Source organism: Actinoplanes sichuanensis (genome assembly GCF_033097365.1).
GTDB lineage: Bacteria > Actinomycetota > Actinomycetes > Mycobacteriales > Micromonosporaceae > Actinoplanes > Actinoplanes sichuanensis.
Genome location: NZ_AP028461.1, coordinates 9124529 through 9139462, shown reverse-complemented (window position 1 = coordinate 9139462; position 14934 = coordinate 9124529). Strand labels below are relative to the sequence as shown.

The window sequence follows — 14934 nt, the reverse complement described above, 5'->3', positions numbered from 1 at the left end:
CCCGTCGTCCCGACTCTGCGCCGGGACGACGGGGCCTCCGTGCCGGGTGTACCCGGTGGTGTTCGGCTACGAGAACGGCCTGGTCACCGACGTGCCCGGCTCGACGACGTGTCGGGCCGGGCACGTCGAATCGACTACGCCTCGAAGCGGGCGCGGCGCCGGCGTCCGATCAGGTAACCGGCGCCACCGAGGAGCAGGAGCGCGCCGCCGATGCCGGCCACCATCCCGGTGTCGGTACCGGTCACGGGCAGCCCGCCGTCCTCGCCGTCTCCCTCGTCCTCGCCGTCGGGCGTGGTGCCCGGGGTGGCCGAGGCGGAAGCGGTCGGGGTGGCGCTCGGGGTGACGCTGGGTGATGTCGAGGGCTGCGCCTTGCAGTCGAGCTCACGTGCGGCGTACAGGCCCTCGTTGAGGTAGGCCAGGGTGGCGTCGATGCCCCCGTCGTCGAGCGCCTTAGTAGCAGCCACGTTCACGTTGGAATCGGTCTTCGTCATCGTCTGGCCCACGGCGATCCGCAGGGAGACCTTCCAGGCGTTCTGCACGCTGGACTTGAGGAATTCCCGCACTTCCGCCGGCTTGTCGACCAGATCCAGTTTCTGCTGAATCGCCTCGGCCAGAACGCCCAACGACTCGGTCTTCGCCACGCTCAGGAGCTGGTTGGCCAGCACCCGTACCTCGGTGTCGGTGGCGGTGTCCAGATCGATGGTGATGCGCGTGCGGATGTCCGTGTACAGCTTGCGCTCAACCGTCTGGCAAGACGCGTCGAGCCCCGGCGCCGCGGCCTGAGCCACCGCCGGTGCCGCCGGAATCAAAAGGGCCAGCGTCAGCACGACGCCGGCGGAGATCTTCTGTCGCATTCGGTTCTTCCTCCCCGTTTCACAGCCGAAGCCCGGAGATACTACCGTCAATGGGCTTCGCCCTTTCAACCCGATTGCGCGGGGGTACGCCCGGAGCCGCGCCGTGACTAGCGGACGCCGGCCGGTTCGCGCAGCGCCGGTGTCAGCGCGAGGGACAGCACCAGCAGCATCGCCACCGCGAGCAGGCCCCGGGAAACCGTGAAATGGTCGCCGAGGAAACCGATCAGTGGCGGCCCGCCGAGGAATGCGCAGTATCCGATCGACGCCACCACACCGACCCGGGCCGGGGCCTTGGCGGGTTCGTCGGCGGCCGCGCTCATGCCGACCGGGAAGCCGAGTGACGCGCCCAGGCCCCAGAGCAGCGCCCCGCCGAAGGCGACCGCCGGGTGCGGTCCGAAGACGAAGATGAGCAGCCCGGCCAGCCCGGTGACGGCCAGCAGCCGGAGCACCGGCACCCGCCCGTAACGGTCCAGCAGGTTGGGCCCGAACCAGCGGCCGATCGTCATCGCGGCCAGGAACACCGCGAACCCGAGGGTTCCGGTGGAGGCGTCGGTGCCCTGGTCGTCGATGAGCGCGATGTTGATCCAGTCGATGCCGGCGCCCTCGGTCAGCGCGAACGCCAACACGAACAGGCCGATCAGCAGGGTGCGGGGTTCCCGCCAGGCGGCCAGGGCGCCACCCGATCTCCCGGCCCTCTCCTCGGGGGTGCTCTCGTCGGGGATGAACCCGCGGACCGCGACCACCACCGCGATCACGACCAGGACACACGCGATGATCACATGCTGGGTGACCGGGAGCCCGGCCTTGACCGCGCCCGCCCCGGCCAGGGCGCCGGCGACCGTGCCGACGCTGTAGCCGGCGTGGAAACGGGACATGATCGAGCGCCCGAGACGGCGTTCCACCACGGCGGCCTGCACGTTCATGGCGACGTCCCAGGCACCCGTGGAGAACCCGTAGACGTAGAGCGCGATGACCACCGGGACCACGCCGTACTGGTAGCCGATCGCGGCGCCGGCCAGTGCCGTACCGAGCAGCACGGCCATCGTGCCGACCATGGCGCGCGAGCCGAACCGGTGGACCAGATGCCCGGCCAGCGGCAGCGACGTGATCGACCCGGCGGCGATGGCGAGCAGCACGAGCCCGATTCCGGACGGGGTGAGTCCGAGGTGGTCGCGGATCTGCGGGATACGGGCGGCGAAGCTGGCCATGGCGACGCCGAGGAAGATGAAGGTGATGTAGACCGATCGGGTCGTGGCCCGCAGGTCGGCTGTCTCGACCGTACTCAAACGATGACTCCGTGAAACGTGAGAGCGTTTTCTCTGCTCACGGTATCGAGAAATCCGAGTTCATGGTGAGGGCGGGCGGCCGGCTCGGCCACCCGCCCCGTTGATGACGGCGGTCAGAGAGAACGACGCTGCCAGGGCGCCCACTGGATCGCCGCGGCGAAACCACCGCGGCGGGCGTCCCGGGCCCCGGCCGCGGACAGCGGCCCTTCCCGGTCGGATTTGACGCCCGTGCCGATCAGCCTGGTCTCGAACCAGGACCCGCTCAATCCACGGCGTACGCGTTCCCACAGCCCACCCTCGATGAGCGCGTCGGTGTGGATGCGCAGCCGTTCGGCCAGGATGGCCGGGTCCTCGTCGCAGGTCTCGCAGGCGCATGCCGGAAGTGACTCCGCCCACCATCGGCCGAACCGGACCGCCAGCCCGGGCTCGGTGAAGTGGACCGCCAGGGGAGCGGCGGTCGGCATGCGGGGGATGAGCCGGACGGTCCGCACGAGCGCGTCGTCGAGCCCGAGCGGTTCCTTGCTCTCCCGGCGCTCCACCAGGTAACGCTCGGAGAGTTCGTCCAGCAGGATTTCGGCCGCCTCGTGCAGAGTGGCGAAGCGGTCGGTCTCGGTGGCACCCGGTTTGCCGTCCACCAATGCAGTATGCCGCGTGCGACCCGCGGCGCCGGGTTCCACCGGAGGAAGGTGAGTCATCAGAAACCGAAGGTTCCCGCCTTGACTCCTGCCACGAACGCGTCCCACTGCTCCTCGGGGAAGCTGAGCGGGTGCGTGCCGAGGTTCTTCGAGTCGCGGACCAGGAACCGGTCCGCCAGCCTCGCCACCTCGACGCAGGCGCCGTGGGAACATCGACCGCTTCGGCGCCAACGGGGCTCTTCCGTCGGTTTGATCATTTTGTGCACCTCCGTGACGGTTCGGAATCCACGTTAAGCGAGGGACTCGTTACTCAGCGGAAGGTCACATGAGTGAAAATGAAAAACGACGCTTTCCTCCATCAATGGGAGTTATGCGCCGCCTATTTATTACCATTAATCTGTTTTGTGAATTTTTTGGACCGGCCCGCTCTGATTTCTCCCCACAGTCAGAGCGGGCGCGACCGAACGACTTCAGAAGCGGAACTCGCCCGCGGCCACACCCTCCACGAAGGCGTCCCACTCGGCCTGCGTGAAGCTCAGAGCAGGGGCCTCGGGGTTCTTCGAGTCGCGGATCAGGTACTGATCTTCGACCTTCGCGACCTCGACACACGTCGACGTTCCGCAGCGGCTGCTCTTCCGCCAGGCGGGCACGTTCATCTCTTCCATCGGGGACCTCTCGGAAATGGGATTCATGTATTTTCTGGAGACGCGGTACCTGTATTCCCGCGTTCCAGTTCCTTGATCTGCCGATCGATGAATTGGATCGTGTCTTCCTCACCGGCGGCTTCGCGCCAGACCCGGTCGTAACGAGCGCGATGTTTCGCGATCGCCTCCCGGTCTTCGATCATTTCGTCATTGAGACCGGTTTCCCGGTAAAGCACTTCACCCTGACCCAGTTGGAGCAGGTCGAAGCTGGCATTGTTGGTCACCGACGCGTCGAGGGAGAACGGCACCATCCGGATGCGGACATAGCCGTTCTCAGCGTTCTGCTTCAGGTGGCGGAGCTGCTCCGCGAAGACCTCCGGCCCGCCGATCGTGCGGCGTAGCACCGATTCGTCCACCATCAGCAGGAAGGTCACGGGCCGGGTCTCCAGGACCTCGCGACGTTTGTTCCTCGCCTCGATGCGCCTCGTACGCTGATCCTCGGTGAGTTCGTCCTCGAACCGGGACATCAGCGCTTCCGCGTAGGCGGGCGTCTGTAGGTGACCCGGGATGTAATAAATCGAGTACGAACGAATCTCCGAGGCTTCGCTCTCGTACTCGATCAGTTTACGCATGCCATCGGTGAGGGTGTCGCGGAATTCCGCGGCCTGATACCACGCCTGCTGGCGGGTCCGGGAGATGCGTGCGGCGGCGACCAGATCGGTGACGACCGCCTTGTCCTTCACGCCGAGAAGGGCCAGTAGTGGTCTCAGGTCATTCTGGGAGATGCTGACATCCCCGTTCTCGATCCGGATGACCTTGCTGTGGGACCACTCCATCGCCTCGGCGACCTGATTTTGGGTGAGTCCGGCTCGCTCGCGCGCTTCACGGAGCGCGAGACGTACGCGCCGGCGCGCAATGGTCGGCGAGTCACCCTCGGTCATGAGTCCTTCATCGTCGAAGTGTTCCGTGACGCCCAGTAACGACTAAGCTTCGTTAAGCCACCTCGCTGACTGCCAGGTGGCAACCAGCGAGGTCGCGGACATCCTATTACTGTCCTATCAGAACGACGGGTGCAAGGTGCGGTTTTGATCAATTCGCAATCTCACCCGAGAGGTCTTCACGAATTCGCAGGTCAGGCGGCTGCCAGTCCGTAACCCCAGGAGGTTCGGCGGCGATCCTCCATGGCGCGCCGTAGTGCTCTGCTCACTTGATTGAAGACTCGTGGGTCGGCCGACGAATAGAGCACCACGGCGGTTCCGCGGTACTGCGCGTGCAACTCCCAGCGACCCGGTTCGCGCCACATCATGGCTACTCCGGGTATGGCCAGGGCGAGGAAGACGAGAACGTAGACCGCCGGATCCGGCAGCAGGATCCAGCCGGCGGCCGCCATGGCGATGGCCACCGCGGCGATGGCGGGAGCGTAGGGGCGGACCCGGGCCGGTGCCTGAACGAGGCCGACGTTTCGCAGGTCCGGAATGGTGAAGATCAACGGCGTGGTGGTGGGGTGCCAGACGAACCGATCGTCGGACACCAGGGCGTCCGGCCCGCGATAGTAGATCCGTGTGCGCATGGCGAACTCCTCTTCACGGATTCTTGCGAGAAGGGAAGGAGTGGAGCCACCATTGGCGCGAGAGACCCATCCCCGCCTCGCTCGAGTCGCAACGAACGCAGTCGCTGGGAAATCTGCCGCTGAGGAGTGAGCCTCAGAGGCAGACAACGGCACCCGTTTGCCGCCGGGTGCCGTTGCTTGTCTCTCCCTCCAACTCCGCCCTTGTTGCCCTGTAAGAAGTGAAGCACGCCACCCTGCAGTCCGCCATCACTCAATCTGCCATGTTGCAGATTGCGTACAAGCTGTGCGACGTTCGGCTCTGCCGTCCATCGGCGGACGCCAACGTGTTTGCCTCCGGAAGCGACCGGGTAGGCCAAGCTCGGATGCCATTACGAACCTGCGTTTGTGCAGGTAGGAAGGGCGAAACCGAATGGAGAGCCGATTGAGCGTCGCCGGTCAGGCGGTGCAGCCGATTCTGGTGATGTTCCCGTTGGGGCTGTTCGCGATGGCCGTAATGTTCGATATGGCGGATTTGTTGGGTGGGCCTGGCATCCTCGGTGCCCTCGCCTACTGGAACATCGTGGCCGGACTGGTCGGCGGAGCGCTGGCCACCGTGGCGAGCGCTGCCGACGTGATGTTCGCCCGCCGCTCGCAGGACCGCCGGCTCGGTGCGCTGCGCAGCCTGATCAACGTGGGTGTCCTCGTCGTGTTCGCGGTCATCGCGATGCTGCGGGTGCAGGCCGCCGACCGGGTCGTCGGCGGGGGACTGTTCGCCGTCGAGGTGCTGGCCCTCGCACTGGCCGGCTTCGGGGCCTGGTTCGGCGGCGAGATCGCCAACGGCCGCCCACCGGCGTTTGCCCGCGCCGCCGTCGGGAACCGCAACTACTGACGGATTCCCGGCGACGGAAGGGGCGACAGTCATGACCACCGCATCGATCAAGGGGAAGCGGGTCGCGTTCCTCGCCACCGACGGTGTCGAGGAGATCGAGTACACCGAGCCCCGCAAGGCGGTCGAGGCGGCCGGCGCGCGGGCCGAGCTGATCTCACTGAAGGACGGCGAGATCCAGGCCGTGAACCACATGGACAAGGGCGGAACCTACCGGGTCGAGAAGACCGTGCAGGACGCCGACCCAGAGCAGTACGACGCTCTGGTTCTGCCCGGCGGCGTGGCCAACCCGGACTTCCTGCGGGCGGACGCCGACGCGGTCCGGTTCGTGCGCGAGTTCGTGTCCGCCGGCAAGCCGGTCGCGGCCATCTGCCACGGCCCGTGGACGCTGGTCGAGGCCGGTGTCGTCGACGGCCGGACGCTGACCAGTTGGCCCAGCCTGCGCACCGACCTGGTCAACGCGGGCGCCACCTGGGTCGACGAGCAGGTCTTCGTCGACGACACACTGATCACCAGCCGGAAGCCGGACGACCTGCCCGCCTTCTGCGAGGCCCTGGTCGATCGCCTCGCGGCCTGAACCCCGCCGAATGGCGAGGCCGACAGAAGTAGGGCTCAGGGGAGCGGCTGCTCCGAACGGGAGGCGGCGGTGGCGTTCCATTCGTCGTCCGCCGCCTTCTTCAGTGCCATGCCGTGTTCGCCGTCGTAGCGCAAGAACTTCGGCAGGGCCGCGGCCAGGGCCAGACTGCCCGCCACGCAGAGCACGCCGCCGACCCAGATCGCGCCGGCCACACCCAGCCCGGTCCGGGCCATCGCGCCGGCCCGGAGCTGACCGAGCAGGGGACCCGTGGTGTACGACAGCATCTCGATCCCGGCCAGGCGACCGCGCAGGTGGTCGGGGATGGTCTGGTTCCAGATGATCATGCGGAACAGGCCGGACACCATGTCGGCCGCGCCCGCGAAGGCCAGGCAGAACAGGGTCAGCCACAGGGTGTTCGAGAGGCCGACGCCGACGATGCCGACACCCCACAGCGCCGCCGCGATCAGGACCATCAGGCCGTGCCGGTGCACCCGGGCGGTCCAACCGGAGCCGATCGTGGCCAGCAGAGAGCCGATCGCCGGCGCGGCGTAGAGCAGACCCAGCACCTTCGGGCCGCCGAGGTCCTCGGCCAGGAACGGGTACAGCGCGGACGGCATGCCGAAGAACATCGCGTTGATGTCGACCAGGTAGGTGCCGAGCAGTTCGGGCCGCGACTTGGCGTACTTCAGGCCGATGACCACGCTCTTCACCGACGGGCGGTCGGCGGCCACCGGCGGCGGGACCGCCTTGACCAGGAACAGGCAGAGCAGCGAGACCGCGAAGGTCAGCAGGTCGAACGCGTACACCCAGGCCAGGTCGAAGGTGGCGAGCAGGATGCCGGCCAGTGGCATGCCGGCGAGTTGAGCGAACTGCATGCTCAGCGACTGCAGCGACATGGTGGCCGGCAGTTCCTCCGGCTTCACCAGCCGCGGGACCATCGCCTGCAGTGCTGGACGCTGCAGTCCCGCGACCGCGGCGGTCAGGAACGCGGCCACGTAGAGCAGCCACAGGTGCGGCTCATCGGAGAGCGAGTTGACCAGCAGAATGCCGCAGATCACCGCGAGCGCGGCCTCGCTGCCCCAGACCAGCAGGCGTCTGTCGATGTAGTCGGCCAGTGCTCCGCCGACGAACGACATGAAGATCAGCGGCAGTAGCTCGCAGACACCGATCAGGCCGACCATCAGCGGGTCGTCGGTCAGCTTCGCCACCTGGTACGGGATGGTGACGTAACTGATGAACGAACCGAACGCCGTCACCAGGCCGGCGATGAAGACGAGCCGGAAGTCCCGGGACGTGCGTAACGGGGACAGGTCCAGGCTCAGGCGGCGCTTCGAGGTCACGAACGGCAATCCTGCCCCAGCGAACCGGACGCCGCACCGCGATTTAGCCCACCCTTACCTACTTCATGATGAGCGTGCCGGTCTCGCGGAAGGTGGCCAGGTCGGCGAGGGCCTCGTCGATGACGAACGACTTCGGGCCGGGCAGCGCGTCCAGCGGGAAGAAACCGGCGTCCACACTCTCGTCGGTCTGCCGGAGCAGCTCGCCCTCCCACGAGTGCACCACGAACGTCATGAGTACCTGCTGGTACGTGTGCTCGTACTCGTTGGTGTAGGTGTGGGCCGTGTGGAAGACATACGGCGTGAGTGACGTGGCCCGTAGGCCGGTCTCCTCCCACAACTCGCGGACGGCGCACTCCGCCATGCTCTCGCCCAGCTCCATGGCCCCGGCCGGGATCGCCCAACGGTGGTTGTCCGACCGCTGGATCAGCAGCAGCCGGCCCTGCTCGTCGAACACCACGGTGCGGGCGCCGACGAAGAAGATCGTGTCGGTGTCGCCGATACTCGCGCGCACCTTGCCGAGGTAGGACTCCGCCCATGCAACTCCCATAGGAGAAGATTAGTCACGCGGACTTCTTGGTGGCCTTCCGCGGCGTGGTGGTCTTCCTCGCCGGAGCCGCCTTCTTGGCCGCCGTGGCCTTCGCCCGGGGCGCCGACGACGCCTTCTTCGCCGGTCGGTGCGCGTCGTCCGTACCCTCGCCTCGTGCTTGTTTGGCTCTTTCGACGGAGGCCTTGAGCGCGGCCATCAGGTCGATGGCCGCCGCCGGCGCCTCTTCGGCCTCTTCCGGCTGGACCACCTCGCGGCCCTCGATCTTGGCGTCGATGACCTCCTGCAACGCGGCCCGGTAGTTGTCGGTGAACTCGTCGGGCTGGAAGCTGCCGGCCATCGAGTCGATCAGGGAGGCGGCCATCGCGAGCTCGGCCGGGCGGGTCTCGATGTCGTCGTCGAGGAAACCGAATTCGGGGGTACGGACCTCGTCCGGCCACATCATCGTGTTGAGGACGAGCACGTCGTCACGGACCCGGAGGGTGGCGAGCTGTTCGCGCTGCCGGATCGCGATCTTGACGATGGCCACCCGCTCGGCGTCCCGCAGGGCGTCGCGCAGCAGCACGTAGGGTTTCGCCGCCTGGCCCTCGGGTTCCAGATAATAGGCCTTCGCGAAGAGAATCGGGTCGATCTGCTCAGCCGGGACGAATTCGAGCACGTCGATTGCGCGTGACGTACTCAACGGAAGATCGGCGAAATCCTCATCGGTCAAGATCACCATTTCGCCGCCGCCGATGTCATAGCCCTTGGCGATGTCGTCGTAGCTGACCGCCTCGCCGTCCACCGAGCAGGTGCGCTGGTACTTGATCCGGCCCCCGTCGGTGCGGTGCACCTGGTGGAAGCGGATGTCCTTCTCCTCGGTCGCCGAGTAGAGCTTGACGGCGATCGACACCAGACCGAATGAGACAGCGCCCTTCCAGATCGCTCGCATGTCCTCAGAATGGCATCACTGGGACGCCTGCGTAAGGTGATTGCTTCTGCCTATGGTGATCGGGTGGCCGGATCACCGCTCACCCCGATGCTCGCGACCGCGGGCGGGTTGCCGGTGGGCCCGGACTGGAGTTTCGAGTTCAAGTGGGACGGCGTCCGCGTCCTGGCGCTCTTCGGCGACGGTCCGCCCGCCCTCTACGCCCGGTCCGGCGCGCTGGTCACCGCCGCCTATCCGGAGATCGCCGACCTGCACCTGCCGGAGGGCACTCTCCTCGACGGCGAGATGGTCGTCCTCGACGCCGCCGGGCGGCCCTCGTTCACCGCGCTGGCCGAGCGGATGCACGTCCGCGACAAGAACAAGGCGGCGCGGCTGGCGGCCACCCTCCCGGTCACCTACCTGATCTTCGACCTGCTCTACCTCGACGGCATGGACTACACCGGCCTGCCCTACCTGGCCCGGCGCGAGCGCCTGGAGGAACTCGACCTGGCCGGCTCGCACTGGATGGTGCCGCCGTCGTTCGGCGACGGGCCGGCCACCGAGGCCGCCGCCCGGGAGAACCGGCTCGAAGGGGTGATGGCCAAGCGTTCCGACTCGGTCTACCTGCCCGGACTCCGCTCGACGGACTGGGTGAAGGTCAAGTTCGACCAGACCGGCGACTACGTCATCGGCGGCTGGCGGCCCGGCGCGCGCAAACTCGGTGGCCTCCTGATCGGGGTGCCGACCGCGGACGGCCTGGCCTTCCGGGGCCGGGTCGGCGGCGGCATCGGCGCGGCCGCCGAGCGCGACCTCCTCTCGCGGCTGACGCCGCTCGCCACTCCGGATTCGCCGTTCGCTCCCGGCGCGGTGCCGCGCGAGGATTCCAAGGGAGCACATTGGGTACGCCCGGAGTTGGTCGCCGAGGTCCGCTACGGCAACCAGACCCCCGACCGTCGTCTGCGTTTCCCCCGCTTCCTGCGGCTACGTGACGACAAGAAGCCATCGGAGTGTGCCGACGATGCCCCGTGACCGGATCCCGGTGACCATCGAGGGCCGTGACCTCGAGCTCTCCAACCTGGACAAGGTCATGTATCCGGCGGCCGGATTCACCAAGGGCGAGGTGATCGACTACTACACACGGATCGCGCCGGTCCTGCTGCCGCACCTGCGGGATCGGGTGGTCACCCGGATCCGCTACCCCAACGGTGTCGACGAGGCGCATTTCTTCGAGAAGAACAAACCCGGGGGTACGCCCGACTGGGTCCGCCTCGAGACGCTGCCGGTGCCCGGTTCCACCAAGAGTCGGGAGACCATCGACTTCGTGGTCGTCGACGAGCTGGCCACCCTGGTCTGGCTGGCCAACCTGGCGGCGATCGAGCTGCACACCCCGCAGTGGCGGGTCGGCGTCGACCCGGACCTGCTGGTCGTCGATCTGGACCCGGGCGCACCGGCCGGTCTGCGCGAGTGCTGCGCGGTGGCGGTGTTGATGCGGGACCGACTGGCCGCCTCCGGGATCGCCGCCCACCCGAAGACCTCGGGGAAGAAGGGCATGCAGCTGTGCTGTCCGATCTCGGGCACGCAGTCCGCGGACGTCGTCGCGGCCTTCGCCCACACGGTCGCCGAGGAGCTCGCCGTGATGGTGCCCGGCTCGATCACCGCGAAGATGGCCAAACAGCTCCGGCCGGGAAAGGTCTTCATCGACTGGAGTCAGAACGTCGCGGCCAAGACCACGGTCACGCCGTATTCGCTGCGCGCGGGCTCGTCGCCGACCGCCTCGACCCCGCTCACCTGGGACGAGGTCGTGGCCATGGCCACCGGCGAGATGCCGGCCCGTCAGTTCGGCCCGGCCGAGGTCCTGGACCGGGTCGCCGCCCATGGCGATCTGCTCGCCGATCTACTCCGAGGGGGGCCGGTGGTTCCCGAATAGCGTGCGGAGGTATATAACTGTTCTAGAACTCAGTTCTAGAACAGTGGAGGTGTGTCATGACCGAGATCGCGCTGCCGCGACCGGCCGCCAGTGTCATGAGCGACCCCGGCTCGATCGGCCGGTTCGGGGAGTACGGCGGGCGCTACGTGCCCGAGTCGCTGATTCCGGCGTGTGCCGCGCTGGAGGAGGCGTTCCGTGACGCCTGGGCCGACCCGCGGTTCCGGCGTGACCTCGATCGGCTGCTCGCCGTGCACGCCGGACGACCCACCGCCCTCACTCCGGCCTGGAGGCTGTCCGCGGAGCTGGGTGTGAACGTGCTGCTCAAGCGCGAAGACCTGGCGCACACCGGCTCCCACAAGATCAACAATGTGCTGGGGCAGGCGCTGCTCGCCAAACGGATGGGCAAGACCCGTCTCCTCGCCGAGACCGGCGCCGGACAGCACGGGGTCGCCACCGCCACCGCCGCCGCACTCCTCGGCCTGGAGGCCACCGTCTACATGGGTGAGGTCGACATCGAGCGGCAGGCCCTCAACGTGTTCCGGATGAAGATGCTCGGCGCCGAGGTCATCCCGGTCACCAGCGGCACCCGCACTCTCAAGGACTCCACGAGTGAGGCGCTCCGGCAGTGGGTCACCTGTGTGGACGAGGCCCACTACTGCCTCGGCTCGGTGATGGGCCCACACCCGTACCCATGGATGGTCCGGGAATTTCAGCGCGTCATCGGGGACGAGGCCCGGCAACAGTGCGCGGCCGAACTCAGCATCGGGGTGCCCGACTACGTGGTCGCCTGTGTCGGCGGCGGATCCAACGCGGCGGGTACGTTCGCCGGTTTCGTCGACACCCCGGCCCGGCTCGTCGGAGTCGAGGCCGAAGGTGGGGCGGCGATCGCGTTCGGGCAGGTCGGTGTGCTCCACGGGTTCCGGTCCTACCTGATGCAGGACGAGAACGGGCAGGTCACCGAGGCGCACTCGATCGCGGCCGGGCTCGACTACCCGGGCATCGGACCGGAGCACGCCCATCTCAAGGACAGCGGGCGGGCGCGGTATGTCACGGTTCGCGACGAGGAGATCGTCCCGGCTGTGCACCGGCTGGCCCGTACCGAAGGAATTCTTCCCGCTCTGGAATCCGCCCACGCCATCGCCTGGGTGATCCGGGCCGCCGAATCCGGCGAACTGCCGCCGTGGTCGACGGTGCTGGTGACGCTCTCCGGGCGGGGCGACAAGGACATGGCGACCCTGATGGCGGCGTCATGACCACCCTGCCGCGCACCGGCCGCCCGCTGCTGGTGCCCTACGTGACCGGCGGCATCCGCCCGGACTGGATCGACTACCTGCACGAATACGCCCGCAACGGCGCCGACGCCATCGAGATCGGATTGCCGTTCTCCGACCCGATCCTGGACGGACCGACCATTCAGGAGGCATCCGACGTCGCCCTGCGTCGTGGTGTGACGGTCCGGAGCATCCTCGACGACGTCACCGCGATCGACGTCGGTGTGCCACTGATCGCGATGACCTACTACAACCTCGTGGTGCATCGGGACGCCTCGACGTTCTGCCGTGACCTGGCCGCCGCCGGGATCGGTGGGCTGATCGTCCCGGACGTGCCGGTCGACGAGTCCGCCGGGCTCGCCGCCGCGGCAGCCTCGGCCGGGATCGACCTGACCCTGCTGGCGGCCCCGACCACACCCGCCGCCCGGCTCGCCGAGATCGCGGCGGCGTCCCGCGGGTTCGTCTACGCGGTCTCGACGATGGGCACCACCGGCTCGACCTTCTCCGCCTCGGGTGGGCGGCTGGCCGCCGAACTGCGGACACTCACCGACCTGCCGGTGCTGCTCGCCTTCGGGATCGCCAGTCACTCCGAGGCGGTGACCGCGGTGCGGTCGGCCGACGGTGTGGTGATCGGAGCCGCGCTGATGCGACGCATCCTCGACGGTGGCACTCCCGCGGAGCTCGGTGCGGTGCTGGCCGGGTTCCGCCGGGCACTCGACGAGGATGGGCCACACTGTGTTCCGTGAAAATTCCCGCATACCGGCGCATCGCCACCGACCTCGCCGACCGGATCCGGGCCGGGGAGTACCGACCGGGTGACGCGTTGCCGGCCCAGCGGGAGCTCAGCGCCAGTTACGGGGTCACGCTGATGACGCTGCGGCAGGCGTTGCAGGAGTTGCGCGACGAGGGTCTGATCGTTCAGCAGGCCGGGCGGGGGACCTTCGTCGCGCCGGTGCAGGCCGCCTACCGGGTCGACACACTGCGCAGCTTCGTCGAGGACCTGCGCGAACAGGGCCGCCGGGTGACCACCGAGGTGGTGTCGGCCGCCCTGGACGACGGCCTTCGTCTGGAGCGGGTCCGTCTGCTCGACGATCAGCCGGTGATCCACCAGACGTCGTCGGTACCCGCACCCTGGGCCGCCGCGATCGCCGGTGAGGACTTCCGGCGGGTGTCGCTCTATGTGGCGCTGGCCGAGGCCGGAGTGACCATCGTGCGGGCCTCGGAGCGGATCGTGCCCGGGCTGCTGACCGAGCCGGTCGCCGGGCATCTGCGGCGGCCGGCCGGGGAGGCCGTCTTCGTCAGCGAACGCACCACCTACGCCATGGACGAGCAGGTGGTGGTCGTCGACCGGGCGGTGATCCTCGGCGATCTGATGGAGATCCGCGCCGAGCGGGCCGCCACCCGACTGTCTCTACAGTGGAGATCAACCTAGACGAGTAAGTCCTAACTCATAGGGCTTGGTGAGGCCCGGGAGAGGGCTGTACGGGTGACCAGCGCCGAGTTGGGCACGTGACCGTAGTAAAGGGTGAAGGGTGTCAATGATCTGTTTGTGACGACAGACATCAACACCTTCTCACCGCACCCTACGTGAAGATCGATGACTGGCTCGGCAAGCCCTGCCGGGCCGGTCGGCCACCGAAGCTGTCCGACGCCGAACTGATCACCATGGCCGTCGCCCAAGCCCTGCTCGGGATCCGGTCCGAAGCCCGCTGGCTGCGGTTTCTTCCCCGCCACCTGCCCGGTGCGTTCCCGTATCTGCCTGGGCAGTCCGGCTACAACAAGCGGCTGCGTGCCGCGTTGCCGTTGCTGAAGAAAGGCCATCCAGGTGGTCGCTGCGGACACCGACCTGTGGTTCGACGACGTCTGGGTCACCGATTCCACACCGGTCGAGTGCGGCCGATCCAGGCCGACGGTGAAGCGTTCCGGCCTGGACGGCTGGGCGGTCTACGGCTAATGCTCGTCACATTCCCGGTTCTTCTGGGGCCTGCGGCCGCACCTGGTCTGCACACCGTCCGGGCTACCGATCGCCTGGGCTCTGGCCGACGCCAAAGCCGACGAACGTCAGGTCCTGGCCGCGGTGCTGGAAGAGAACCCCGGTCTCCTCGCCGCCCGGCCCGGACAGCTGATCATCGCCGGCAAAGGCTACGTCTCGGCCGAACTCGACCGGTGGCTCGCCGAACGCGGGGCACGGCTGCCACGGCCGTCCTACCGCAACCGGACCCCACGTCCTGGCGAGCACCTGCTCAAACCCGTACGCCAGTTGATCGAGTCGGTCAACGACACCCTGAAAGGGCAACTCGACATCGAACTGCACGGCGGCCGCGGCATCGAAGGCGTCGGCGCCCGTATCGCCCAGCGCCTGCTCGCCATGACCGCCGCGATCTGGCACAACCGCGCCACCGGACAGCCCGTGACCAGGTCATTGATCGCCTATGACCACTGGCCTGGGTTAAGACTTACTCGTCTAGGTCCGGCACAGCCGGGCGGCGGCCTCGCCCAGCCGGCGAGGAAGGC

17 protein-coding genes and 1 pseudogene are annotated in these 14934 nt (G+C 67.8%); 8 read left to right on the top strand and 10 right to left on the bottom strand.

The window, feature by feature from the left end:
• Positions 1-134: 134 nt before the first annotated feature.
• From Q0Z83_RS42015 to Q0Z83_RS41985, 7 genes are all read right to left on the bottom strand, one after another.
• Positions 135-854: an LPXTG cell wall anchor domain-containing protein gene (locus Q0Z83_RS42015; protein ID WP_317789003.1), complete on the bottom strand. Its 720-nt coding sequence runs from the start codon at positions 852-854 to the stop codon at positions 135-137.
• Between the two features lie 107 nt (positions 855-961).
• Positions 962-2140, bottom strand: coding sequence for an MFS transporter (locus tag Q0Z83_RS42010; protein ID WP_317789002.1), 1179 nt, complete (start codon positions 2138-2140; stop codon positions 962-964).
• A gap of 113 nt (positions 2141-2253) precedes the next feature.
• Positions 2254-2775, bottom strand: a complete 522-nt coding sequence (locus tag Q0Z83_RS42005; protein ID WP_317789001.1) for a DUF6226 family protein — start codon at positions 2773-2775, stop codon at positions 2254-2256.
• A gap of 59 nt (positions 2776-2834) precedes the next feature.
• Complete coding sequence (locus Q0Z83_RS42000; RefSeq protein ID WP_317789000.1) at positions 2835-3032, bottom strand: DUF397 domain-containing protein; 198 nt, start codon at positions 3030-3032, stop codon at positions 2835-2837.
• A 213-nt stretch (positions 3033-3245) separates the two neighbouring features.
• Entirely contained in the window at positions 3246-3440 is a 195-nt protein-coding gene (locus Q0Z83_RS41995; RefSeq protein WP_317788999.1) for a DUF397 domain-containing protein, read from the bottom strand.
• Between the two features lie 23 nt (positions 3441-3463).
• Complete coding sequence (locus tag Q0Z83_RS41990; RefSeq protein ID WP_317788997.1) at positions 3464-4360, bottom strand: helix-turn-helix domain-containing protein; 897 nt, start codon at positions 4358-4360, stop codon at positions 3464-3466.
• A 191-nt stretch (positions 4361-4551) separates the two neighbouring features.
• Positions 4552-4989 (bottom strand): DUF6232 family protein, encoded by a 438-nt coding sequence (locus Q0Z83_RS41985; protein WP_317788996.1) that lies wholly within the window; start codon positions 4987-4989, stop codon positions 4552-4554.
• A 421-nt stretch (positions 4990-5410) separates the two neighbouring features.
• Between Q0Z83_RS41985 and Q0Z83_RS41980 the strand changes: the two genes are divergently transcribed.
• Positions 5411-5857: a DUF2231 domain-containing protein gene (locus tag Q0Z83_RS41980; RefSeq protein WP_317788995.1), complete on the top strand. Its 447-nt coding sequence runs from the start codon at positions 5411-5413 to the stop codon at positions 5855-5857.
• Between the two features lie 31 nt (positions 5858-5888).
• Positions 5889-6431, top strand: a complete 543-nt coding sequence (locus Q0Z83_RS41975; RefSeq protein ID WP_317788994.1) for a type 1 glutamine amidotransferase domain-containing protein — start codon at positions 5889-5891, stop codon at positions 6429-6431.
• Between the two features lie 35 nt (positions 6432-6466).
• Here Q0Z83_RS41975 and Q0Z83_RS41970 read toward each other — a convergent pair whose 3' ends face one another.
• Genes Q0Z83_RS41970 through ku form a run of 3 tightly spaced genes read right to left on the bottom strand, consistent with a single transcriptional unit; the run spans position 6467 to position 9246 of the window.
• Positions 6467-7771: an MFS transporter gene (locus Q0Z83_RS41970; RefSeq protein WP_317788993.1), complete on the bottom strand. Its 1305-nt coding sequence runs from the start codon at positions 7769-7771 to the stop codon at positions 6467-6469.
• Between the two features lie 58 nt (positions 7772-7829).
• A complete protein-coding gene (locus Q0Z83_RS41965; protein WP_317788992.1) occupies positions 7830-8318 on the bottom strand; it encodes an NUDIX domain-containing protein in 489 nt (162 codons plus the stop codon).
• Positions 8319-8331: 13 nt separating this feature from the next.
• Complete coding sequence (ku, locus tag Q0Z83_RS41960) at positions 8332-9246, bottom strand: non-homologous end joining protein Ku (protein ID WP_317788991.1); 915 nt, start codon at positions 9244-9246, stop codon at positions 8332-8334.
• A gap of 63 nt (positions 9247-9309) precedes the next feature.
• Between ku and ligD (Q0Z83_RS41955) the strand changes: the two genes are divergently transcribed.
• The 6 genes and pseudogenes from ligD (Q0Z83_RS41955) to Q0Z83_RS41930 all read left to right on the top strand — a co-directional run.
• Positions 9310-10251 (top strand): non-homologous end-joining DNA ligase, encoded by a 942-nt coding sequence (gene ligD, locus Q0Z83_RS41955; RefSeq protein WP_378079322.1) that lies wholly within the window; start codon positions 9310-9312, stop codon positions 10249-10251.
• A complete protein-coding gene (ligD, locus tag Q0Z83_RS41950; protein WP_317788990.1) occupies positions 10241-11149 on the top strand; it encodes a non-homologous end-joining DNA ligase in 909 nt (302 codons plus the stop codon). The genes ligD (Q0Z83_RS41955) and ligD (Q0Z83_RS41950) overlap by 11 nt, the downstream gene beginning before the upstream one ends.
• Before the next feature lie 56 nt (positions 11150-11205).
• Positions 11206-12402: a tryptophan synthase subunit beta gene (trpB, locus tag Q0Z83_RS41945; protein WP_317788989.1), complete on the top strand. Its 1197-nt coding sequence runs from the start codon at positions 11206-11208 to the stop codon at positions 12400-12402.
• Positions 12399-13166, top strand: coding sequence for a tryptophan synthase subunit alpha (gene trpA, locus Q0Z83_RS41940; protein WP_317788988.1), 768 nt, complete (start codon positions 12399-12401; stop codon positions 13164-13166). The genes trpB and trpA overlap by 4 nt, the downstream gene beginning before the upstream one ends.
• Positions 13163-13852, top strand: coding sequence for a GntR family transcriptional regulator (locus tag Q0Z83_RS41935; RefSeq protein ID WP_449701849.1), 690 nt, complete (start codon positions 13163-13165; stop codon positions 13850-13852). The genes trpA and Q0Z83_RS41935 overlap by 4 nt, the downstream gene beginning before the upstream one ends.
• A gap of 155 nt (positions 13853-14007) precedes the next feature.
• Positions 14008-14860 (top strand): annotated as a pseudogene (locus Q0Z83_RS41930) (IS982 family transposase); the annotation flags it as partial.
• Positions 14861-14934: the final 74 nt, after the last annotated feature.

Coding starts and splice junctions, on each gene's coding strand:
- Q0Z83_RS41995 (WP_317788999.1), bottom strand. CDS start 3,440: ATGGAAGAGATGAACGTGCCCGCCTGGCGGAAGAGCAGCCGCTGCGGA.
- Q0Z83_RS42000 (WP_317789000.1), bottom strand. CDS start 3,032: ATGATCAAACCGACGGAAGAGCCCCGTTGGCGCCGAAGCGGTCGATGT.
- Q0Z83_RS41990 (WP_317788997.1), bottom strand. CDS start 4,360: ATGACCGAGGGTGACTCGCCGACCATTGCGCGCCGGCGCGTACGTCTC.
- trpA (WP_317788988.1), top strand. CDS start 12,399: ATGACCACCCTGCCGCGCACCGGCCGCCCGCTGCTGGTGCCCTACGTG.
- ligD (WP_317788990.1), top strand. CDS start 10,241: ATGCCCCGTGACCGGATCCCGGTGACCATCGAGGGCCGTGACCTCGAG.
- ku (WP_317788991.1), bottom strand. CDS start 9,246: ATGCGAGCGATCTGGAAGGGCGCTGTCTCATTCGGTCTGGTGTCGATC.
- Q0Z83_RS41985 (WP_317788996.1), bottom strand. CDS start 4,989: ATGCGCACACGGATCTACTATCGCGGGCCGGACGCCCTGGTGTCCGAC.
- Q0Z83_RS42015 (WP_317789003.1), bottom strand. CDS start 854: ATGCGACAGAAGATCTCCGCCGGCGTCGTGCTGACGCTGGCCCTTTTG.
- Q0Z83_RS41965 (WP_317788992.1), bottom strand. CDS start 8,318: ATGGGAGTTGCATGGGCGGAGTCCTACCTCGGCAAGGTGCGCGCGAGT.
- trpB (WP_317788989.1), top strand. CDS start 11,206: ATGACCGAGATCGCGCTGCCGCGACCGGCCGCCAGTGTCATGAGCGAC.
- Q0Z83_RS41975 (WP_317788994.1), top strand. CDS start 5,889: ATGACCACCGCATCGATCAAGGGGAAGCGGGTCGCGTTCCTCGCCACC.